This is a genomic window from Bradyrhizobium sp. ORS 86 (assembly GCF_045571475.1).
Lineage (GTDB): Bacteria > Pseudomonadota > Alphaproteobacteria > Rhizobiales > Xanthobacteraceae > Bradyrhizobium.
The window spans coordinates 2,898,826-2,919,076 of sequence record NZ_CP120699.1; the positions used below are offsets into that span (position 1 = coordinate 2,898,826).

Consider the following 20,251-nt stretch of genomic DNA (forward strand, 5'->3'; position numbering starts at 1 on the left):
AGAAAGGTCTTGTTGACCATATTTGCCCGGCAGTTTTTTCCTAGTTGAGGGGTAATCCTAAGCTTCCGTTAACCATTATGACCCTAGCGTCGCCATTATTGGGGCGCGTGTGCGCCGGCGGCATTTGTATCGCGTCTCTAAGCCAAGGCTGGTGGCAATCGCGTTCGCATCCTTCAATTGAAGCGGGCGGACGATGGCGGACGACGACAAGACGGAAGGCGGCGATGGCGCGGCCGCTCCGAAGAAAGGCAAGCTCAAGCTGATCATTGCCGCGGTCGGCTTCCTCGCCATTGTCGGTGCCGGCGCAGCCGGATGGTTCTTCTTCATGCGCGGCCACGGCGACGAGCAGCACGCCGAGGCGCCGCCGCCGAAGCCGCCATCCTTCGTCGATGTTCCCGACATGCTGGTCAACCTGGTCGGCGCGCCCGGCGAGCGCGTGCAATATCTGAAGCTGAAGCTCGTGCTCGAGGTGAAGGAAGAAAAGCAGGCCGAGGCCATCAAGCCGTCGCTGCCGCGCGTCACCGACCTGTTCCAGACCTATATGCGCGAGCTGCGCCCGAGCGATCTCAACGGCTCCGCCGGCCTGTTTCGCCTCAAGGAAGAGCTGACCAAGCGGGTCAATCTGGCGCTCGCACCCAACCAGGTGAACGCGGTGCTGTTCAAGGAAGTCGTGATCCAGTGACAGGGCGGATATAAAGCCATGGCCGGCACCGACCAGATGGATCAGGACGCCATTGCGGCGCAGTGGGAAGCCTCGCTCGATTCCGAGGATCCCGCGGCTGCCGCCGCGGAGGCGGCCAAGAACGAACTCACCGAGAGCATGGCGCTGCAATGGGCGGCCATGGTCGAGGACGGCAGCCGTGACTTCGGCGGCAAGAACACCAACGGCGAACGTGTCCTGTCGCAGGAGGAGATCGACAATCTCCTCGGCTTCACCGTCGGCGACGTCAATCTCGACGATCACTCCGGCATTCGCGCCATCATCGATTCCGCGATGGTGTCGTACGAGCGCCTGCCGATGCTCGAGATCGTGTTCGACCGCCTGGTGCGGCTGATGACGACATCCTTGCGCAACTTCACCTCCGACAACGTCGAGGTCTCGCTCGACCGCATCACCTCGGTGCGCTTCGGCGACTACATGAACTCGATCCCGCTGCCCGCGGTGCTCTCGGTGTTCAAGGCGGAGGAGTGGGAGAATTTCGGCCTCGCCACCGTCGATTCCAGCCTGATCTATTCGATGATCGACGTGCTGCTCGGCGGCCGCCGCGGCCAAACCCAACTGCGGATCGAGGGCCGGCCCTACACCACGATCGAGACCAACTTGGTCAAGCGGCTGGTCGAGGTGGTGCTGGCCGATGCCGAGCAGGCGTTCCGGCCGCTGTCGCCGGTGACCTTTTCGATCGACCGGCTCGAGACCAACCCGCGCTTCGCCGCGATCAGCCGGCCCGCCAACGCCGCGATCCTGGTGCGGCTGCGCATCGACATGGAAGACCGCGGCGGCAACATCGAGTTGCTGCTGCCTTATGCGACCATCGAACCGATCCGCAACGTGCTGTTGCAGATGTTCATGGGCGAAAAGTTCGGCCGCGACCCGATCTGGGAAGGCCATTTCGCCACCGAGGTGGCGCAGGCCGAGATCTCGGTCGACGCCGTGCTCTACGAGGCCGATATTCCGCTGAAGCAATTGATGCGGCTGAAGGTCGGCGACACGCTGCCGCTCGAGATCCGCGCCGACTCGCTGGTATCGGTGCGCTGCGGCAACGTCACCCTGACGGAAGGACGGATGGGCCGCGTCGGCGATCGCGTCGCGATCCGCGTCACCAAGAATTTGCGCAAGCCGCAGACCACCTTCGCGATGTTCGAGAAGGCGGACGAGCAGACCAAGATGATGGAGGCACCATGAGTCATGTGCTTGGATTAGCAATCGAGAGCCTGGTGACCGTGCTTCTGATGTTGACGATCGGCTATTGCTGGTTGCTCAACAAGCGCCTGCAGCGGCTGAAGGCGGACGAGCATTCGCTGAAAGCGACGATCGCCGAACTGATCACGGCGACCGAGATCGCCGAGCGGGCGATCGGCGGGCTCAAGCACGCGGTGCGCGACGTCAACGAGAATCTCGGCAACCAACTCGACGCGGCGACGCAGATGTCGATCCAGCTCAAGAACCAGATCGCCGAAGGTGATCACGTGGTGCGCCGCCTGTCCAAGATCGCGCTTGCCGCGCGGCCGTCGGCGCCCGCGCCCGCCGCACCCATGCAGGCGGCGCCCGCACCGGTGGCGCCGGCGCCGCGGGTCTCCGCCGCGCGTGCCGTCGCAGCGGCCGCGGAGGCCTTCACCGAGCGCAGGAGGGCCGGCGGCCTCGCTGCATGAAGTCGTTCCGTGACATCCGAGTATTGCCCGTGGTGCTGGCCGCGGTCTTCGGCCTGATGGTGCTGAAGATCGCCGGCCTCGTGCTCGATGGCGGCTATGTGTTCGACTACGCTCCGCAACCGGCCGGGCTGTCGTGGGCGCAGGAAAATTTCAACTTCCCCGGCAGCAGGGTCGCCGCCGACAACAAGGTCAAAGGCGATCCTTCCGACATCACAGGATCGGTCGAGAACAAGGAGACGAAGAAGGACGAGCCGCCGATACCCGCTGCTCCCGCGGCGGTGCCGCCCAAGCCGGACGGCGTGGCGGTCAATATGGATCAACCCGCGCCGGTGTCGGCGACGGAGCGCGCGATCCTGGAACGGCTGCAATCGCGCCGCCAGGAGCTTGATCAGCGTGCGCGCGAGGTCGAGATCCGCGAAAGCCTGTTGAAGGCGGCCGAGAAGCGCATCGAGGCCAAGGTCGAGGAGGCCAAGGCCAACGACGCCAAGGCGAGCGCCGATGCGGCGGCGAAGGCCGCGGCGGAGGCGGCTCGCTTCAAGGGCATCGTCACCATGTATGAGAACATGAAGCCGAAGGACGCCGCCAAGGTGTTCGACCGCCTGGACATCGGCGTGCTCTATCAGATCGCCTCGCAGATCCAGCCGCGCAAGATGTCCGACATTCTCGGCCAGATGCAGCCGGAGGCCGCCGAGCGCCTCACGGTCGAACTCGCCCGCCGTGCCAGCGGCGACACGTCGGCAGCCGCCGACGACCTCCCCAAGATCGAGGGCAAGTTGCTGGCGCCGAAGACGAATTGACGGGCGGCGTAGCTCCTCCGTCTATCGGCAGTGGCCTGTGTGGACAAGTTTGTGTGCCGCGCGAGCCACGATCGCCTCGTTGCGCCGGTTCAAGCTGCCAGGGCTTTCCTAGCGGCCTGAGCGAGAAAGCCCGAGCGCGTGAAGCCTTCTTGTTCGGCACGACGATCGATCTCGTTGAGTATGTCGGACGGAAGAGTGATGTTGACACGAACACTCTTCACGCCCTCCGACGGGGCTGGAATGAGCACGGCTACACCGTCTCGATTTTCGATATTGGCCATGATCTCTTCAAGAGAGGAAGGCTCAGGCACGGCCTCGCCGTCTTCGACCAAACCTTCGAGATGGAGGGCCAAGGCTTCCGCGGCCATCGTACGCGCGTCGTCCAGATCGGTACCCGCAGTGATGACCCCAGGTAGATCGGGAAACGAGACGCCGTAATCGCTGTCGGCGTCCTTATGGATCAGGGCAATGTAGTGTCGCATGGCTTCCCTCCTTGGGGCGGGCCGTTGGCCCTCTCTATGCGATGTCATTTCAGTTTCAGGCCGGACTGCTTCTCGATGCTTTTGAACGTTCCGACGGGGACATCCCGTTTTGGGTGAGGGACTGTCACGCGGCCCGGCTTGCTTGGGTGCTTGAACTGAACATGGCTGCCCTTCTGGGCGACCTGTCTCCAACCATCGGCCAGCAGGGCTTTGATGATGTCCGTCGAGTTCATGTGTGGATTTATACACACAATCAGCCGACTGGCGTCAACACATAAATACACACTGGTAACTAACGGAGAGGCGACCTTCGGTTTGCCCCTTTTTTCGCGGTGCGCCGGTACGCTGTTCGCGGCGCGTTGACGTTAACAGCTCCTTAACGCCGCCCATCCAAAATCGGGACGCGTGGGCGAGGGCGCTTCGCGCTGGCATCGTTGAGGCATTGAGAAGACGTTTCGAGATGGCGCGAACGGCTGCCGCTGGAACATGGTCGCTGGGCCGCGCCTGGACCCGGGCTGCGCGCCTGTGCCTGTTGGCGACCGGCTTCGCTGTTGCAGTTATCGCATCGCCCCGCGCCGCCCGCGCGGACGATCCGGTGCCGGGCGAGGCGACGTTCTCCGCCGCGAACGGGTTTGCCCGGCTGGTGCTCAAGCTGAAGGAAGACGTCGATTCCGAGGTGACGACGGCGGGCTCGATCGTCGTGATCCGCTTTAAGCGCCCGGTCGATATCCCCGTTGAGCAACTGTCGGATGCGGTGCCCGACTATGTCGGCTCGGCGCGCCGCGATCCGGATGGCTCGGCGATCCGCCTGTCGCTGGCGCGCCGCGTCACCATCAATACCATGACTGCGGGCGAGCGCATCTTCGTCGACTTCCTGCCCGACGGCTGGACCGGCCCGCCGCCGCCGCTGCCGCAGGAGGTGATCCGCGAGCTCGCCGAGCGCGCCCGCAACGCCGAGCGCCTGCTTCGCCTGCAGCGCGCAGCCGATGCCGCGAAGAAGCGGCCTCCGGTGCGCGTCCGCGCGCTGCTGCAGCCCACCTTCGTCCGCTTCGTCTTCGAGGTTCCCGACGGTGTCGGCGTCTCCTCGGTGCTGAACGAGCAGAAGCTGACGTTGTCCTTCAATGCGGTGCTGACCTTCGACCTCGCCGACGCCAAGGTCGCCGCGCCCCCCAATGTCGCATCGATCAGCGCGCGCGCCGATACCGATACGTCGGCGGTCGACATGACATTGGTGGGCGACGTCGATGTGCATTCGTTTCGCGACGAGAAGAACTATATCGTCGACGTCGCCTTCCAGCAGAGCGACCAGCAGGCGCAGGCAAAGCCTGCGCTCACCGCGCTGATCCCTGCACCGCGCGGCAAGCCGAAAGCCGCGATGTCGCGAGAGCCGGCCGCGCTCCCGCCCGTGACCTCGGAAGGCATCGCGCAACAGGCCAAGATCGAGATCAAGCCCGAGACATCCGAGCAGCCGCAGGGCGAACCGGCCAATCCGGAGCAGGCCGAGCAGCCGATATCCGCGCCGGCTCAACCGGGGCCGCCCAAGGCGGATTTGCCGAAGGCGGACTCGTTGAAGTCGGATCTGCCCAAATCGGATCTGCCCAAGTCGGAGTTGTCCAAGTCGGATCTGCCGAGCGCCGCGGCCGCACCGCATGACGGCGCGGCCGCGGCTCCGGAAGACGTGAAGCCCGCGGCCGTGACCGAAGCGCCGAAGCCGCCGGCTTCTGCCACGCAGGCGCCGGTAATGGAGACACCGAAGGCGGCCGCGGCACCGTCGCCATCCTCGGAGGCTCGTGCGAGCGGCAAGGCCTCGGTCGAGGCACAGCGCGACAGCGACGGGCTGCGCGTGACGTTCTCGTTCCTCACCGCCACCCCGGCCGCACTGTTCCGCCGTGCCGATGCCGTGTGGATGGTGTTCGACACGGCTGAGGCGATCGACGTCGATCCGATCCGCGCCAAGGGCGGGTCCATCATCGCCGATGTCACACGCATGGCCCTGGACAAGGGCCAGGCCGTGCGCTTCCGCCTCAACCGGCCGCAGATGCCGTCGCTCGAAAGCGATGATCGCTCGCGCGGAGTCAGTTGGACGCTGACCTTCGCCGACCGTGTGCAAAAGCCGCCGTTGCCGCTCACCGTGGTGCGCAACATCACCGAGCCCGCGCTCGCCAATGTCAGCGTGCCGCTCGCCAATCCCGGCCAATTCCACCGACTGGTCGATCCCGATGCCGGCGACGCACTCTGGGTCGTGACCGCGCCGCCGCCGACCCGCGGCATCCTGAAGCGGCAGGATTTCGTCGAACTGTCGCTGCTGGAATCGATCCACGGCCTGGTGGTTCGTCCGAACGCCGACGACGTGAAGGCGGAGATCGGCGACGACAAGGTGACACTGGGACGTCCCGGCGGGCTGACGCTGTCGTCGGCCGATGTGGCCGCCGAGCGCGCCACCGCTGCGGTCAAGCCGCTGTTCGACATCGACGAATGGCACAAGAACGGATCGGAGAATTTCCTCAATCGGCTCGACAGCTTGATTGACGCCACGGCGGCGGCCAATGCCGACCAGCTTCCGCAGGCGCGGCTCGATCTCGCCGACTTCTACATGGCGCGCGGCATGTATGAGGAAGCTCATGCCGTTACCAACCTGATGCTCTCCGAAAGCAAGCGCGGCAGCGAGACGCCGGCGATGGTGATGGTGCACGCCATCGCGAGCATCCTGATCGGCCACCCGGAGCAGGGCCTGAAGGACCTCGCCAACCCGGTGATCGGCAACGGCTACGATTCCCAGTTGTGGAAGGGGCTCGCCTTCGCGCGCGAGGGCAAATGGGTGGAAGCGCGCGAGAAGTTCAAGAACGTCGAGTTCTCGGTGGCCACGCTGCCGCCGGAGCTGCAGCGCATCATCACCATGAACGCGATGAAGGCCTCGCTTGAGGTCAAGGATTATGCCGGCGCTGCACGGCGCAAGAGCGATCTCGACGTGGTCGGTGTCCCTGACGACCTCAAGCCTGCGGTGGCTGTGCTGAAGGGCCGGCTCGCGGAAGCCCTTGGCCAGGAGAAGGATGCGCTGGACGCCTATCACTTCGCCGCCATCTCCACCGATCGTCAGGCGGCAGCGGAAGGCGAGCTGCTCGAAACCCTGCTGCGGCAGAAGCGCGGCGAGATCGGCCGGGATGAAGTGCTGAAACAGCTCGAACTGCTGTCGATGATGTGGCGCGGTGACAACATCGAGCTGAAGACGCTGTTCGTGTTGTCGAAGATCTATGCCGACACTGGACGTTACGCCGATGCCTTTGCCGTGAGCCGCGCCGCGACACGGCTGCAGCCCAATGCACCGGAGTCGCGGCAGGCGCAGGATGCGGCATCGGCGCTCTTCGTGCAGCTCTTCCTCGGACCGAAGGGCGACGAAATGTCGCCGATCGACGCGCTCAGCACCTTTTACGAATATCGCGAGCTGACCCCGATCGGTCGCCGCGGCGACGAGATGATCCGCAGGTTGGCCGATCGTCTCGTCGGCGTCGACCTGCTGGACCAGGCCGCCGACCTCCTGCAGTACCAGGTCGACAAGCGGCTGGAAGGCGCGGCGCGCGCCCAGGTCGCCGCGCGCCTGGCCATGGTGTATCTGACCAACCGCAAGCCGGATCGCGCCATTGCCGCGCTGCGCTCGACGCGCATCGCCGACCTGTCCGGCGAATTGCGGCAGCAGCGGCTGCTGCTTGAGGCAAGGGCGCAGAGCGACGTCGGCCGCCACGATCTCGCGCTCGACATCATCTCGAACATCGCCGGCCGCGAGGCGATCCGGCTGCGCTCCGACATCTACTGGGCGGCGCGGCGCTGGCGCGAGGCGTCCGAGCAGATCGAGCTGTATTACGGCGATCGCTGGCGCGACTTCGCGCCGCTCAATGCCGCCGAGAAGGCCGACGTCATCCGTGCCGTGGTCGGCTACGCGCTGGCCGAGGACGCCATCGGCTTGGCGCGATTCCGCGAGAAATACGCGCCGCTGATGTCCGGCGAGGCCGACAAGCTGGCGTTCGACACCGCCAGCAAGCCGGTCGCGACCTCGAGCGCGGAGTTTGCCGCGATCGCCAGGATGGCGGCGAGCGTCGATACGCTGGACGGTTTCATCCGCGAGATGAGGACCCGCTTCCCCGACGCGACCGCCCGCGCGCCGCTGCCGGACTCAGTCGCGACCGGATCGCTGCCGGACAAGGCGAAGGCCGCACGGGTCAGCACGCTGCCGGCCGTCGGGAGCGAGCGGAGCGTCAGCGCGTCGCGCTAGGCAGACGTCACAATGGGGTATTGAGGAACCGAGTCGGACTCGGGTGTCATCGATGACGGGCGGATGCTGCGATGCCGTGATCGGGATTGGCCTTGGTCTAAAAAAGTCGTCGGTCCGATTGACTCTGCTTGGAGGCGGCGTAGCCTCGTCAGCGGATCGCGAGCAGGCCTCCCACGCCAGCCGAGCCAGAGCGGGTCGCTCCCGCCAGCGCCAGTCAAAGTGGGCCGATTCCACGCGTGAGGTGCACCGAAGCGGCGCTGGCAACAGCGCCGTTTCTGCTGGGGACGTCGTCATCATGTGCAAGCCGATCAAGAGCGAAGCCGTACTCATCGCGATGGCGCGGGCCGAGCTGAAGGTGCATGCCGACTGACCTGATGGCATCGACATCTCGATCCTCCGCGACGGCGAGAGCTGGGAATTTCGCGCCAGCGCTGATGGTGCGACGGTGGCCAAGCCCGGCTATCCCGAATGCGTCGCGATGCTGGTGCAGATCCACCTCAGCAAGCAGTGTGACGTGGAAGGCTAGAGACCAACGATTGCGCCTGAACCGGGACCATTACTGTCCGGGAGCAAAGGCGGAATCTTTGCGTGATGCCTGCACAGGTCATCAAGCTGCGCACGACGCCATTGCCGCGCTGCTTCCTGCAATCGTTACGGACGATCGCAGCAATCGGAACTAATCATTTTTCATGAACGCTCCTGCGGCCTATGTCGTGGGAATGCTGAGTACGAACGCCGACCATCATCGCCGGCACCGTCACGCCGCGTCGCATCGGGACGCGGGCAGGCCGGTGTGGCTGTCCGCGATTGCCGGGCTCTGCGCGTCGCTGGTCGGGCTCGGGCTTGCGCGCTTCGCCTATGCGCCGCTGATCCCGGCGCTGATCGCGGCCAAATGGTTCACGCCGGCGGAGGCCGTCTATCTCGGCGCCGCCAATCTTGCCGGCTATCTCGCCGGCGCGCTGATTGCCCGCGATCTCGGGACACGGATCGGCTCGGTGCGCGCGCTGCGCGGCATGATGGTGCTGGCGGCGCTCTGCTGCTTTGCCTGCGCCGTGCCGATCTCGTTCATCTGGTTCTTCGGTTTCCGCTTCCTCGCAGGCGTGACCGGCGGCGTGATCATGGTGCTGGCGGCAACAGCGATCCTGCCGCACACCGCGCCGAGCAAGCGTGGCTTGGTCGGCGGCGTGATCTTTGCCGGCGTCGGGCTCGGGGTCGCGGCCTCCGGCACACTCGTTCCGCTCTTGCTGCGCCAGGGGCTCAGCGAAGCCTGGTATGGCCTTGGCGTGTTGTCGGCGCTGCTGACGTTGATGAGCTGGAAGGCGTGGCCGGCGGAGACACCGGTGGCGCATGCTGCCGTCGAGCATCATGCCACGGCGCACGGTGCGCGATCGCCTCTGGTACTGATGTTGAGCCTGGAATACGGCCTCAACGCGCTGGCGCTGGTGCCGCACATGGTGTTCCTGGTCGACTTCGTGGCTCGCGGGCTCGGGCAGGGGATTTCGGCCGGATCGTATTACTGGGTGCTGTACGGGCTGGGCGCCGTCATTGGTCCGCTCTTGACCGGGCATCTCGCGGATCGCGCGGGATTCGCAACAGCACTTCGTGCAGCGTTCCTGGTCGAGGGCGTGGCGGTCGCGCTGCCGGCCGTGAGCACGTCGGCGGTCGCGCTGATCGTGTCGAGCCTCATCGTCGGTGGCTTCACGCCCGGCATCGTGCCGCTCGTCATCGGCCGCATCCACGAATTGATCCCGCATTCCGCTGCCGGCCAGCGCACTGCGTGGGCGCAAGCCACCACGACATTCGCGCTGTTCCAGGCGGCGGGCGCCTACGGGATGTCGTTCCTGTTCGCGCAGAGCGGCGGTGATTATGCGCTGCTGTTCGTGATCGGCGCGGCCGCGGTGATCGTCGCGCTGGCGCTCGAGTTCGTGAGCGCTCTTGCAAAGTCAGGCCGCTAGCTGCGCAGCGCCCGCGCCAGCACGGCAATGAACCGGTCGGTGTCGGCTTCGTCGTTGAAGACATGCGGCGACACGCGCATCCGGCCGAGCCGCAACGCGACATGGACGTTCTCGGCAGCAAGGCGCGCGATCAGGTCTCTCGGAACGCCGCCCGCCATGCCGAGGCTCACGATGTGCGGTGCGCGCAGCCGCCGGTCGAGCGCGCTGACGCCGAGGTCGCGGACGCCGTCGGCGATCCGCTGGGTCAGCATCGCAAGCCGCGCGCTGACGGCGGCCGCGCCCCAATCCGCCATCATCTCCATGCCGATGGACGCCAACTCCAGCGAGATGAAATGATCGCGTTCGCCCATGTCGTAGCGCCGCGCATTATCAACATAGCCGAGATCGCCGAAATAAACCGGGTTCTCGGAATTGACATTGCGGCGGCCGGCTGAGGTCTGCTCCAGCGGCACGCCGGTCTGATGGCGCTTCGCGACGTAGAGGAACGCGCGGCCGTAGGGACCGATCAGCCATTTGTAGGTCGGGAAGATCACGGCGTCGGGATCGAGCTGCTTCACATCCATCGCCACGACACCAGCGCCCTGCGTCGCATCGATCACGAACATGGCGCCTTGCCGCCGCAGCGCGGCCTGCACCTTCTCGACATCGATCAGGCCGCCGTCCGACCAGTGCACCGAGGAGATCGAGGCGAGGCCGACCGGCGGCGCGCCTGTCCGCTCGATTGCCGCGAGCACCGCCGAGGTCCAGTCGCCGTCGGCGGGCTGGTCGACGGTTTCGACGGTAAAGCCCTGCGCCGCGGCGCGGGCATGCCATTCCAGCACCGGCGAGGAGTGATCGTTCTCGAGCACGATGACGCGCGTGCCGCGCGGAATGGTCAGCACTTTCGCCATCGTCGCGACGCCGTAGCTGACCGCAGGGATCAGCGCGATGTCGTCAGCATCGGCATTGATCAGGCGTGCCGCAGCAGAGCGGGCGCGTTCGTGCTGGCGGTGGGCAAAGTCCGCGTCCAGCGTCCAGGGCTGGCCCTTGCGCGCCACCGCGATGCGGCCGGCGTCGAGCGTCGTCCGCGGCAGCGGACTGTAGGAGGCCGAGTTCAGGTAGCAAATGTCTTGCGGAACATCGAACAGATGGCGCTGCGAGGGAAGCATGGCGGCTCGTTGCTGGCGTTTTCGGATGAGGTTTGGATCGGGGGGCGCTGGCCGTCATCCGTCGTACTGATCCGGTCCCATCGCCCAGAGTGCCTGGTCGTGGCCATGGGCGAAAGTGCGGTTGGTCTGCGCGGGATTGCGGTTGATCAGCGGGCGCAGATACATCGGGTGGGTGACGCTGCGCACCTCATGCTCGACGGTGAACAGGTGCCTGCCATCTTTGGGATCGACGATGTCGCAGAAGCGGTACTGGTACTGATTGTCCTCGCGCGAGATCAGGTTGCGCTCCAGCAGACGCCTGTAAGGGCCTGAGAAATCGGTGATATAGATCTGGATGTGATGGCCGTCGAACTCCGGCTGCGCCCGGTCGCTCTCGCGGAATTGTAGATACTGATCCTTGCCGACTTTTGCGCACGCAACGGTGCCGTCGCCGTTCGTGACATTGGCGGGGATTCCCATGATTTCCCGATAGAACCGGCCGATCGCCTCGGCGGTGCCGTGCGGCACCTCGAACTCGACATAAGGCATCCCGAGCGTGATGCGCCCGAAGCGGCTTGCGTCCGGCTCATAGCAGCGCAGCCGATTGCCCCAGGGGCAGGTCGCCTCGACATGGTCATTGTGTGCGCGATAGTTGAATGCGGTGCCTTCGAGCTTCGGCGCGACGGACGCAAGCCGGTCGAGCAGCGCCTGCCGCCCGGCGATCACCAGTGCGGTATGGCCGCGCAGCACCTGCGGCTTGCCGCTCGGCAGATGAAACTGGCTGCGGCCGACGTTCACCCACATGTTGCTGTCGGAGACCATCAGATAGGGATCGCGGGTCAGGCCGATCCCGGCGACGTAGAACAGCGTGGCCAGGCGCTGGTCGGGCACCTGCACGTTGACATGTTCGAGATGGATGGCGTTACCGAGGTCTTCTGCGGCGCGGTCGAACGGCTGTTGCATGGACGCGGCTCTCCGGATGCGACGCCGCGCATGATAATGCAATGCGGAGGCCGATCCAGCGAGCGGGCCATGATTGTTTCGCGGGGCTACCCCCCGTAACTCTGCACCAGACTGCCGGCGACCAGCGACCAGCCGTCGACCAGCACGAAGAAGATCAGCTTGAACGGCAGCGAGACCACGACTGGCGGCAGCATCATCATGCCCATCGACATCAGCACCGATGCGACCACGAGGTCGATGATCAGGAACGGCAGGAACAGCAGGAAGCCGATCTCGAAGGCGCGCTTCAGCTCGGAAATCATGAAGGCCGGCACCAGAATGCGCAGCGACATCTCGTCCGGCGTCGCCGGCGGCGGTTCGCCGGAGAGGTCCATGAACAGCTTGAGGTCCTTCTCGCGCACGTTCTTCTGCATGAAGCCGCGCAGCGGCACCGAGGCGCGCTGCAACGCGTCCTCGACGCCGATCTGGTTGGCGACCAGCGGCTTGATGCCGTCGTCGTAGGATTTCTGCAGCACCGGCCCCATCACGAAGGCGGTGAGGAACATGGCGAGCGCAATCATCACCGAGTTCGGCGGCGCGGTCGCTGTGCCGAGCGCGGTGCGCAGCAGCGACAGCACGACCACGATGCGCGTGAACGACGTCATCATGATCAGGATCGACGGTGCGATCGACAGCACCGTGAGCAGCGCGATGAGCTGGATCGCGCGCTCGGTGACGCCGCCATTGCCGCCGCCGAGATTGATGCTGATGTCCTGCGCCATCGCCGGGTCGGCGAACGATCCGGCGGCGATCAGGACAGCGATGAAAAAAACTCTACGCGGGAGGCTCGCGGGCCTCACGAAGGATTCTTCGGGCGGCCGAGCAGCGATGCCATCTCGTCCTCGAGATTCTCGAACCCGCTCTTTTGCGGCGCCGGAGATGCGGGCGGCTCGCTGCGCGGCGGACGCGCTGGCGGGGCGTCGGGCGCAACCGGCGGCGCGGTAGCTTCGCCGCCGCCGGACGGACGGCGCAGCGCCGCCTCAAGCCGTTGCGCCATCTCGGCGAGATTGGCGTCGGCGTTCGGCGGCGGAGCCGGAGGCGCCGGCGTCGTGGCCGGAGCAGGCGGCGTCGGCGCTGCCGCCGCGCGATCGGGCGTGCGCAGCGGTGGCGCCTTGGGCGGCTCGGCGGCGCGCGGCGGACGCGGAATCACTGGTTCGGAGCGCGCCAGTCGCGGCGGTACCGGTTCGGTCCGCTCTGGCGTGAAGCCGGCGAGCGGATCAGTGCGACGCTCGGAGGCGGGCGCGGAGCGACGGACCTCGTCGGCAAAGGACGGGCGAGCCGGGCGCGACGGCAGCTCGGGCAGTTGCGGCTCCGCGTGATCGAAATCGGTGCGGGCGATCTCGCTCTCGTTCCAGGCGGCATCCGGCAGCGGCGCGACCCGCGGCGGGGCGGAATCGGCTGCGACCGCCGGGCGCGTCGACATCTGATCGCGTCCCGGACTCGCCCGCACGATATTCGGCTCCACGACGATATCACTCGGACCGCCGATCATCAGGAGATGCTCGACATTGTCGCGGCGAACCAGCACCAGCCGACGGCGGCCATCGACCGCCGCGGCATCGATCACTGCCAGTCGCGGCATTCGCCCGCGATTGGCATTGGCGCCGAGACGGTTTCCTCCGAAGCGGCGGACGAGCCACGCGGCGACGCCGATCAGCGCCAGCACGGCCACGAATGCGAAGACGAATGTAAGTGCCTGCATACTGGAGTCCCCGGCCATGGTGGCCATCCTCAGCTACCGCTATCAGTGAGCGCGAAACGACACTGCGGTTTGCGCGGCGAATCGCGCCCGAGATCCGCCTTATTCCTTAATTCCCCGCGGCTTGCAGCCGACTGTTCTATTAATAGACCAAGAATCGTTTGTCCCAAAACGACTTCTCAGCGCGCCGAACTGGCTCGGTCCGGGCTGGTTAACGCAGCTTTCGTGGCGAAAATGCGCTCGCCGGCCGCAATTGGGGCGTTCTCCACGGATCCATCGGCTCTTTTAACCCTCCGTTAACCATACACCGGGCAAATTCTGCCTACTTCTGGGGGCCCAGAGGTTAACGGAACCGCGCCAATGTCCATGAACGACCTCCCGATCCTGTCGGCGTTGCGCACCAAGATGCAGTGGCATCAGGAACGCCAGCGCGTGCTCGCCGAGAACATCGCCAATTCGGACACGCCGAGCTTCCGGCCCCGCGACCTGGTCGAGCCGAAGTTTGACCGGACCGGTTCCACAATCGGCGGCGGCATGGGGACGCTGGCGATGACGCAGACCACGGCCGCCCATATGGCGGCGTCGGGCGCACCCGACACGTTCGACAATGATCGCGGCAAGAGCGGCTTCCAGACCCGCCCGGCCGGCAACGCGGTCAATCTCGAAGACCAGATGCTGAAGGTATCGGCCAATCAGATGGACTACGCAGCCGTCACCTCCCTCTACAGCAAAAGCCTGCATCTGTTGAAGACGGCGATCGGCAAGGGCTAGGCCGCCTGAGGGCGGCGGGAGGATGTCATGGCAGATGAGATCAGCGATTTCGCCCGTTCGATGAGCATCGCGACCTCGGGCCTGCGCGCGCAGGCCGGGCGGATGCGGGTGATCTCGGAAAATATCGCCAACGCCGATTCGACCGCGCAGACCGCGGGCGGCGATCCGTACCGCCGCAAGGTACCGACCTTCTCCTCCGCGCTCGATCGCACGCTCGATGCCCAGGTGGTGTCGCTCGGCCGGGTGCGCCCGGATCGGTCGGCGTTCCGCATCAAGCATGAGCCGGGCAATCCGGCGGCGGACGCTTCCGGCAACGTCAAATATCCCAACGTCAATGCGCTTGTCGAAATGACCGACATGCGGGACGCCCAGCGCTCCTACGAGGCGAACCTCAACATCATCAGCGCGACGCGGCGGATGATCCAGCGCACGCTCGACATCCTCAAGTCCTGACACAACAAGAACAGCAGGGATCGTAGATCATGGCTTCACCGACAATCGCCGCCAACGCCTACGCCAACTTCGCCAAGATGATGGAGCGGGGTGGGCTTGAGAAGGCCGGCAATCCCGTCGCCGGGCCGTCGTTCGGCGAGCTCGTCAAGGACGCCGTCGGCAGCGTGATGGAGGTTGGCCGGAAATCCGATGCCCAGACCATGGCGATGGCCTCGGGCAAGGCGAATGTGATGGACGTGGTGACCGCGGTTGCGGACACCGACGTTGCGGTGTCGACGCTGGTCTCAGTCCGCGACCGGGTGATCCAGGCCTATGAAGACATCATGAAGATGCCGATTTGATTCACCGTCATTCCGGGGCGCGAAGCGAACCCGGAATCTCGAGGTTCCGGGTTCGATGCTTCGCATCGCCCCGGAACGACAAAACAAGGTGCAACAGCGAGAACTCCAAATGACCGGACCCGAAACCCTCGACGTGGCGCGCGATGCGATCTGGACCATCGTGGTGGTGTCGTCACCGCTGATGGTGGTCGGCCTCGTGGTCGGCGTGGTGGTGTCGCTGTTCCAGGCGCTGACGCAGATCCAGGAGCAGACTTTGGTGTTCGTGCCGAAGATCCTCGCGATCTTCGTCACACTACTGCTCGCGCTGCCGTTCATGGCCGACTCGCTGCACGCTCACATGATGCGGATTTCGTCGCGAATCATCGGCGGATGAGGCAGTAATGCTCCGGTCATGCGCATCGACATCTCGCTCCTGCCGGCGCTGGCCGCAACCTTCGTGCTGGTGTTCGCCCGCGTGGGCGCGATGGTGATGCTGCTGCCCGGCTTCGGCGAGACCAACATCCCGGCGCGGGTGAAGTTGTCGATCGCGCTGTTGCTGACGCTGATCATCCTGCCGCTGCATCGCAACGCCTATCATGTCGACGTCACGTCGATCGCCTCGATCGGAGTCCTGATGGTGCATGAGCTCATCATCGGCGTCGTGCTCGGCGCGACCGCGCGGGTGACGCTGTCGGCGCTCAACGTCGCGGGCTCCATCATCGCCCAGCAACTCGGCCTCGGCTTCGTCACTGCCGTCGATCCGACCCAGGGACAGCAGGGTCAGATCATCGGCAATTTCCTCACCATCCTCGGCATCACGCTGCTGTTCGCCACCGACACCCACTACCTCGTCATCGCGGCGCTGAGCGAGAGCTACCGCATCTTCTCGCCGGGCGAGGTGATGCCGACCGGCGATGTCGCCTCGCTCGCGACCAGCGCGTTTGCGGCCGCCTTCAAGATCGGCCTGCAATTGTCGGCGCCCTTCCTGGTGTTCGGCCTGGTGTTCAATATCGGCCTTGGCGTGCTGGCGCGGCTGATGCCGCAGATGCAGGTCTATTTCGTCGGCGTGCCGCTCTCGATCATCGTCGGCTTCCTGATCTTCGGCCTCGTGCTCGCGGCAATGATGGGCACCTATCTCGACTACTTCGTCGGCGTCATGCGCCAGCTCGCTCCGATGAACTAGGAGCCGGGATGGCCGAGGATACCGAAGACAAAACAGAAGACCCGACGCAAAAACGTCTCGATGAGGCGCTGGAGAAGGGCGATGTTGTCAAGAGCCAGGAGGTCAACACCTGGTTCGTGATCGCAGGCGCGACGCTGGTGCTGTCGACGTTTTCGGGCTCGATCGGCGGCGGCATCCTGATGCCGCTGCGCAACCTGATCGCCAATTCATGGATGATCCGCACCGACGGTGCCGGCCTGCTCCAGCTCACCCAATCGCTCGGCTATGCCGTGATTGCGGCGGTCGGCGTGCCGTTTCTGATGCTGGCGCTGGCGGCGATCGCGGGCAACATGATCCAGCATCGCCTCGTGTGGTCGGGCGAAAACCTCAAGCCCAAGCTGTCCAAGATATCGCCGGGCGCCGGATTGAAGCGGCTGTTCGGCAAGCAGGCGGTCGCGAACTTCCTCAAGGGCCTGCTCAAGCTGGTCGCGCTCGGCGCCGTCATGGTCGCGGTGCTGTGGCCCGATCGTTTCCGGATGGAAGCGCTCCTGCACGTCGACCCGGCCGAGCTGTTGCCCGCTGTCGTCGGCACAACGGTGCACCTGATGGCCGCGGTGGTTGCGATCCTCGCGGCGGTCGCGATCGGCGACTACTTCTTCCAGTACCGGACCTGGTACGAGCGTCAGAAGATGTCGCTGCAGGAGATGAAGGAGGAGTTCAAGCAGTCGGAAGGCGATCCGCACGTCAAGGGCAAGATCAAGCAGTTGCGGGTCCAGCGCGCCAAGAAGCGCATGATGGCCCAAGTTCCCAAGGCCTCGGTGATCATCACCAACCCGACCCACTTCTCGGTGGCGCTGGCCTACGACCGCAGCATGTCGGCGCCGGTCTGCGTCGCCAAGGGCGTCGATAATCTGGCTTTCAGGATCAGGGAGATCGCCAAGGAGCACGACATTCCGATCGTGGAGAACGTGCCGCTCGCCCGCGCGCTCTATGCCACCGTCGAAGTCGACCAGGAGATCCCGGTCGAGCACTATCACGCGGTCGCCGAAATCATCGGCTACGTGATGCGGCTGAGGCGCGGATTGTCCGGCCTGCGGTCGTAGAAACCGCCGGTTATCCGCGTGAAATGCGCGTAACTTGCGAAATTGCCGCCTGATGGACTTGGTTTTCGGGTCCGATTCAGGCACTCAGGAGCAGGCGGCCGGGGTCCGGACGCCTTCTCGATGCAGCCGAGCCATGTCTCTCCAGATGACTGCCGATTCCAACGATCATCCCGCGACCGAGCCGTTCGTGGCCCATGGACCGGTGCGGCGGGGCGGCAGCATCCTGCTGGTGCTCCTGATCGCCGCTGGTATCGTCGCGGTCGCGGTCTGGCTCATGACCATCGGCCGCAGTCAGGCGCAGCCTTATATTCTCGGCCTGCTGGCGCTGCTCGCGACCTTCGGGCTGTTCAACCTGTTCGCCTTTGCCGCCGGCATCATCCGCTTCTCCGACCGCGCCACCGACGATCCCGTGATGGGGCGCATCGCCGACCACGCGCAGGAGGGGCTGGTCGTCACCGACTCCCGCGGTCACGTGGTCTATTCCAACGCGGCGTATCTCGCGCTGACCGGCGCGGCCGGGCCGCAGGATGTCCGTCCGGTCGAGCGCGTCTTCATCGGCAATCCTGACGTCTCCGAGGCGGTGTTCCGCCTGCTGAAGGCGGCGCGCGAAGGCAAGCGGCAGCAGGAGGAGGTCCGGATCGCCGGCCATGACGGCAGCCAGGGCCGCTGGCTGCGGCTACGGGTGCGCCCGCTCGGCGAGGGCAAGCGCGACGCGAAATATGCGGTGTGGTCGATCGCCGACATCACGCGCGACCGCGAGCGTCAGGAGGATGTGTTCCAGGAGTTGCGCCACGCCATCGAGTACCTCGATCACGCGCCCTGCGGCTTCTTCTCGGTCAATCCAGCCGGCGAGATCGCCTACGTCAACGCGACGCTGGCCAACTGGCTCGACTACGACCTCGCCGAGATCGGCTCGGGCGGCCTGAAGCTGACCGACATCGTCTCCGGCGACGGCGCGGCGCTGTTGACCGCGATCGTGCCGGTGCCGGGCGAGGTCAAGACCGAGGTGTTCGACATCGACCTGCGGATGCGCGGCGGCAAGACCGTGCCGGTGCGGCTCTATCACAAGCTCGCATTTGGCGCCGATGGCGGGCCAGGAGCCTCGCGCACGCTGGTGATCAGCCGCGCCCGCGACGAGCATTCCGATCCGGAGCGCGCCGCTGAGGTGCGCTTCATGCGCTTCTTCGACCACACGCCGATGGCGATCGCGACCGTCGATCGCGGCGGCAACGTGGTCGGCGCCAATGCCCGCTACGCCAAGCTCGCGCAGGGCTTGAACGGCGAGGGCGGTGCGGCCAAGTCGATCTTCCGCGCGGTCAATCCGCGCGACCGCGGCCTGCTGATCGCCGCGATCAACCAGGCGGCCGAGGGGCAGGGCGATATCCCGCCGGTCGAGGTGATGCTCGACGGGCCCAAGGAGCGCTTCGCGCAGTTCTTCGTCACGTCAGTCGAGAAGAAAGACGAGCGCGACGCCGAGACCGCGATCGTCTACATGCTAGAGACCACCGAGCGGCGCACCCTGGAAAACCAGATCAACCAGTCGCAGAAGATGGAGATGGTCGGCCAGCTCGCCGGCGGCATCGCGCACGATTTCAACAACGTGCTCTCCGCCATCATGATGGCGAACGACTTCCTGCTGAACGCGCACAAGCCGACCGATCCGTCGTTCCAGGACATCATGCAGATCAAGCAGAATGCAACCCGCGCCGCGACGCTGGTGCGGCAACTGCTCGCCTTCTCGCGCCGCCAGACGCTGCGGCCGCAGGTGCTCGATCTCGGCGATGCGCTCTCTGACCTCACCATGCTGCTGCGCCGGCTGATCGGCGAGAAGGTCAAGCTCGACCTGGTGCACGGCCGCGACCTGTGGCCGGTCAAGGTCGACGTCTCCCAGTTCGAGCAGGTGATCGTCAACCTCGCGGTGAACGCACGCGACGCGATGCCCGACGGCGGCAAGCTGATCGTCCGCACCGCCAACGTGCCGACCGAGGAAGCCGCGCAGCTCGCCAACAAGGGCATGCCGGCGGCCGACTATGTGAAGATCGAGATTTCGGACACCGGCACCGGCATTCCGGCCGAGATCATCGACAAGATCTTCGAGCCGTTCTTCTCCACCAAGGAAGTCGGCAAGGGCACCGGCCTCGGCCTGTCCACGGTGTACGGCATCGTCAAGCAGACTGGCGGTTTCATCTATGTGGATTCCAGGCCGGGCGAGGGCACTACGTTCCGCATCTACCTGCCGCGGCACCGGCCCGAGCAGGAGGTCGTGCCCGAGGCCCATGCCGGCAACGGCGCGGCAAAGGACGCCGCCGTCGCATCCGAAGCCGCCAAGCCGAAGCCCGATCTCACTGGGCAGGGCACCATCCTGCTCGTGGAGGACGAAGACGGCCTGCGTTCGCTGAACGCGCGCGGCCTGCGCTCACGCGGCTACAGCGTGATCGAGGCCGCGAACGGCGTCGAGGCGATGGAGGCTTTCGACGAGAAGAACGGCGAGGTCGATCTCGTCGTCTCCGACGTGGTGATGCCGGAGATGGATGGGCCGACGCTACTCAAGGAGATGCGCAGCCGCAATCCGAGCCTGAAGATCATCTTCGTCTCCGGCTATGCGGAGGACGCGTTCGAGAAGAGCCTGCCCGAGAACCAGCAATTCGCCTTCCTGCCGAAGCCATTCACGCTGACCCAGTTGGTCGCCGCGGTGAAGGAAACCATGACGCTGCAATAGGATGTGCGCTCGCATCCACAAGGA

The 20,251-nt window shown here is 65.5% G+C and carries 19 protein-coding genes and 1 pseudogene; 14 read left to right on the forward strand and 6 right to left on the reverse strand.

Annotated features, from left to right (window positions below; genetic code table 11):
- Positions 1–193: 193 nt before the first annotated feature.
- The 4 genes from fliL to P6U25_RS13040 are packed head-to-tail and all read left to right on the forward strand — an operon-like array spanning position 194 to position 3,167.
- On the forward strand, positions 194–682 hold the full coding sequence (gene fliL / locus P6U25_RS13025) for a flagellar basal body-associated protein FliL (RefSeq protein ID WP_407151569.1): 489 nt from the start codon (positions 194–196) through the stop codon (positions 680–682).
- 18 nt (positions 683–700) lie between these two features.
- Entirely contained in the window at positions 701–1,903 is a 1,203-nt protein-coding gene (gene fliM, locus P6U25_RS13030) for a flagellar motor switch protein FliM (protein ID WP_407151570.1), read from the forward strand.
- Positions 1,900–2,370, forward strand: coding sequence for a DUF6468 domain-containing protein (locus tag P6U25_RS13035; protein ID WP_407151571.1), 471 nt, complete (start codon positions 1,900–1,902; stop codon positions 2,368–2,370). The genes fliM and P6U25_RS13035 overlap by 4 nt, the downstream gene beginning before the upstream one ends.
- Positions 2,367–3,167 (forward strand): MotE family protein, encoded by an 801-nt coding sequence (locus P6U25_RS13040; RefSeq protein ID WP_407151572.1) that lies wholly within the window; start codon positions 2,367–2,369, stop codon positions 3,165–3,167. The genes P6U25_RS13035 and P6U25_RS13040 overlap by 4 nt, the downstream gene beginning before the upstream one ends.
- Positions 3,168–3,256: 89 nt before the next feature.
- Here P6U25_RS13040 and P6U25_RS13045 read toward each other — a convergent pair whose 3' ends face one another.
- Positions 3,257–3,649 (reverse strand): type II toxin-antitoxin system HicB family antitoxin, encoded by a 393-nt coding sequence (locus P6U25_RS13045; RefSeq protein ID WP_407151573.1) that lies wholly within the window; start codon positions 3,647–3,649, stop codon positions 3,257–3,259.
- Positions 3,650–3,693: 44 nt separating this feature from the next.
- Entirely contained in the window at positions 3,694–3,882 is a 189-nt protein-coding gene (locus P6U25_RS13050; RefSeq protein WP_407151574.1) for a type II toxin-antitoxin system HicA family toxin, read from the reverse strand.
- Between the two features lie 227 nt (positions 3,883–4,109).
- On the opposite strand from P6U25_RS13050, the gene P6U25_RS13055 reads away from it, so the two are divergent.
- The 3 genes and pseudogenes from P6U25_RS13055 (at position 4,110) to P6U25_RS13065 (ending at position 9,871) form a co-directional block, all read left to right on the forward strand.
- Complete coding sequence (locus tag P6U25_RS13055; protein WP_407151575.1) at positions 4,110–7,916, forward strand: tetratricopeptide repeat protein; 3,807 nt, start codon at positions 4,110–4,112, stop codon at positions 7,914–7,916.
- Positions 7,917–8,211: 295 nt separating this feature from the next.
- Positions 8,212–8,442, forward strand: a pseudogene (locus P6U25_RS13060) (hypothetical protein).
- 163 nt (positions 8,443–8,605) lie between these two features.
- On the forward strand, positions 8,606–9,871 hold the full coding sequence (locus tag P6U25_RS13065) for a YbfB/YjiJ family MFS transporter (RefSeq protein WP_407151576.1): 1,266 nt from the start codon (positions 8,606–8,608) through the stop codon (positions 9,869–9,871).
- Here the strand turns inward: P6U25_RS13065 and P6U25_RS13070 are convergent.
- The 4 genes from P6U25_RS13070 to P6U25_RS13085 form a co-directional block, all read right to left on the reverse strand.
- Positions 9,868–11,019 (reverse strand): aminotransferase class V-fold PLP-dependent enzyme, encoded by a 1,152-nt coding sequence (locus P6U25_RS13070; protein WP_407151577.1) that lies wholly within the window; start codon positions 11,017–11,019, stop codon positions 9,868–9,870. The two genes, P6U25_RS13065 and P6U25_RS13070, sit on opposite strands and share 4 nt — an antisense overlap.
- A gap of 54 nt (positions 11,020–11,073) precedes the next feature.
- A complete protein-coding gene (locus P6U25_RS13075; RefSeq protein ID WP_407151578.1) occupies positions 11,074–11,961 on the reverse strand; it encodes a hypothetical protein in 888 nt (295 codons plus the stop codon).
- A gap of 86 nt (positions 11,962–12,047) precedes the next feature.
- Positions 12,048–12,800: a flagellar type III secretion system pore protein FliP gene (gene fliP, locus P6U25_RS13080; protein WP_407151579.1), complete on the reverse strand. Its 753-nt coding sequence runs from the start codon at positions 12,798–12,800 to the stop codon at positions 12,048–12,050.
- Positions 12,797–13,702, reverse strand: coding sequence for a flagellar biosynthetic protein FliO (locus tag P6U25_RS13085; protein WP_407151580.1), 906 nt, complete (start codon positions 13,700–13,702; stop codon positions 12,797–12,799). Before P6U25_RS13085 ends, fliP begins: the two co-directional genes overlap by 4 nt.
- 357 nt (positions 13,703–14,059) lie before the next feature.
- Between P6U25_RS13085 and flgB the strand changes: the two genes are divergently transcribed.
- The 7 genes from flgB (at position 14,060) to cckA (ending at position 20,227) form a co-directional block, all read left to right on the forward strand.
- A complete protein-coding gene (flgB, locus tag P6U25_RS13090; RefSeq protein ID WP_407151581.1) occupies positions 14,060–14,470 on the forward strand; it encodes a flagellar basal body rod protein FlgB in 411 nt (136 codons plus the stop codon).
- Between the two features lie 27 nt (positions 14,471–14,497).
- Positions 14,498–14,923 carry a flagellar basal body rod protein FlgC gene (gene flgC, locus P6U25_RS13095; RefSeq protein WP_407151582.1) on the forward strand — a complete coding sequence of 142 codons (426 nt, stop codon included), beginning with the start codon at positions 14,498–14,500 and terminating at the stop codon, positions 14,921–14,923.
- Positions 14,924–14,952: 29 nt separating this feature from the next.
- Positions 14,953–15,264, forward strand: coding sequence for a flagellar hook-basal body complex protein FliE (fliE, locus tag P6U25_RS13100; protein WP_407151583.1), 312 nt, complete (start codon positions 14,953–14,955; stop codon positions 15,262–15,264).
- Positions 15,265–15,373: 109 nt separating this feature from the next.
- On the forward strand, positions 15,374–15,637 hold the full coding sequence (fliQ, locus tag P6U25_RS13105; protein ID WP_066514213.1) for a flagellar biosynthesis protein FliQ: 264 nt from the start codon (positions 15,374–15,376) through the stop codon (positions 15,635–15,637).
- Between the two features lie 18 nt (positions 15,638–15,655).
- A complete protein-coding gene (fliR, locus tag P6U25_RS13110; protein WP_407151584.1) occupies positions 15,656–16,426 on the forward strand; it encodes a flagellar biosynthetic protein FliR in 771 nt (256 codons plus the stop codon).
- Positions 16,427–16,434: 8 nt separating this feature from the next.
- A complete protein-coding gene (flhB, locus tag P6U25_RS13115) occupies positions 16,435–17,508 on the forward strand; it encodes a flagellar biosynthesis protein FlhB (protein WP_407151585.1) in 1,074 nt (357 codons plus the stop codon).
- A gap of 145 nt (positions 17,509–17,653) precedes the next feature.
- Positions 17,654–20,227, forward strand: a complete 2,574-nt coding sequence (cckA, locus tag P6U25_RS13120) for a cell cycle histidine kinase CckA (protein ID WP_407152507.1) — start codon at positions 17,654–17,656, stop codon at positions 20,225–20,227.
- Positions 20,228–20,251: the final 24 nt, after the last annotated feature.

Coding starts and splice junctions, on each gene's coding strand:
- P6U25_RS13055 (WP_407151575.1), top strand. CDS start 4,110: ATGGCGCGAACGGCTGCCGCTGGAACATGGTCGCTGGGCCGCGCCTGG.
- fliL (WP_407151569.1), top strand. CDS start 194: ATGGCGGACGACGACAAGACGGAAGGCGGCGATGGCGCGGCCGCTCCG.
- P6U25_RS13070 (WP_407151577.1), bottom strand. CDS start 11,019: ATGCTTCCCTCGCAGCGCCATCTGTTCGATGTTCCGCAAGACATTTGC.
- P6U25_RS13040 (WP_407151572.1), top strand. CDS start 2,367: ATGAAGTCGTTCCGTGACATCCGAGTATTGCCCGTGGTGCTGGCCGCG.
- P6U25_RS13065 (WP_407151576.1), top strand. CDS start 8,606: ATGAACGCTCCTGCGGCCTATGTCGTGGGAATGCTGAGTACGAACGCC.
- cckA (WP_407152507.1), top strand. CDS start 17,654: ATGACTGCCGATTCCAACGATCATCCCGCGACCGAGCCGTTCGTGGCC.
- flgC (WP_407151582.1), top strand. CDS start 14,498: ATGGCAGATGAGATCAGCGATTTCGCCCGTTCGATGAGCATCGCGACC.
- fliR (WP_407151584.1), top strand. CDS start 15,656: ATGCGCATCGACATCTCGCTCCTGCCGGCGCTGGCCGCAACCTTCGTG.
- flgB (WP_407151581.1), top strand. CDS start 14,060: ATGTCCATGAACGACCTCCCGATCCTGTCGGCGTTGCGCACCAAGATG.
- fliE (WP_407151583.1), top strand. CDS start 14,953: ATGGCTTCACCGACAATCGCCGCCAACGCCTACGCCAACTTCGCCAAG.
- P6U25_RS13035 (WP_407151571.1), top strand. CDS start 1,900: ATGAGTCATGTGCTTGGATTAGCAATCGAGAGCCTGGTGACCGTGCTT.
- P6U25_RS13085 (WP_407151580.1), bottom strand. CDS start 13,702: ATGCAGGCACTTACATTCGTCTTCGCATTCGTGGCCGTGCTGGCGCTG.
- P6U25_RS13075 (WP_407151578.1), bottom strand. CDS start 11,961: ATGCAACAGCCGTTCGACCGCGCCGCAGAAGACCTCGGTAACGCCATC.
- fliM (WP_407151570.1), top strand. CDS start 701: ATGGCCGGCACCGACCAGATGGATCAGGACGCCATTGCGGCGCAGTGG.
- flhB (WP_407151585.1), top strand. CDS start 16,435: ATGGCCGAGGATACCGAAGACAAAACAGAAGACCCGACGCAAAAACGT.
- fliQ (WP_066514213.1), top strand. CDS start 15,374: ATGACCGGACCCGAAACCCTCGACGTGGCGCGCGATGCGATCTGGACC.
- P6U25_RS13045 (WP_407151573.1), bottom strand. CDS start 3,649: ATGCGACACTACATTGCCCTGATCCATAAGGACGCCGACAGCGATTAC.
- P6U25_RS13050 (WP_407151574.1), bottom strand. CDS start 3,882: ATGAACTCGACGGACATCATCAAAGCCCTGCTGGCCGATGGTTGGAGA.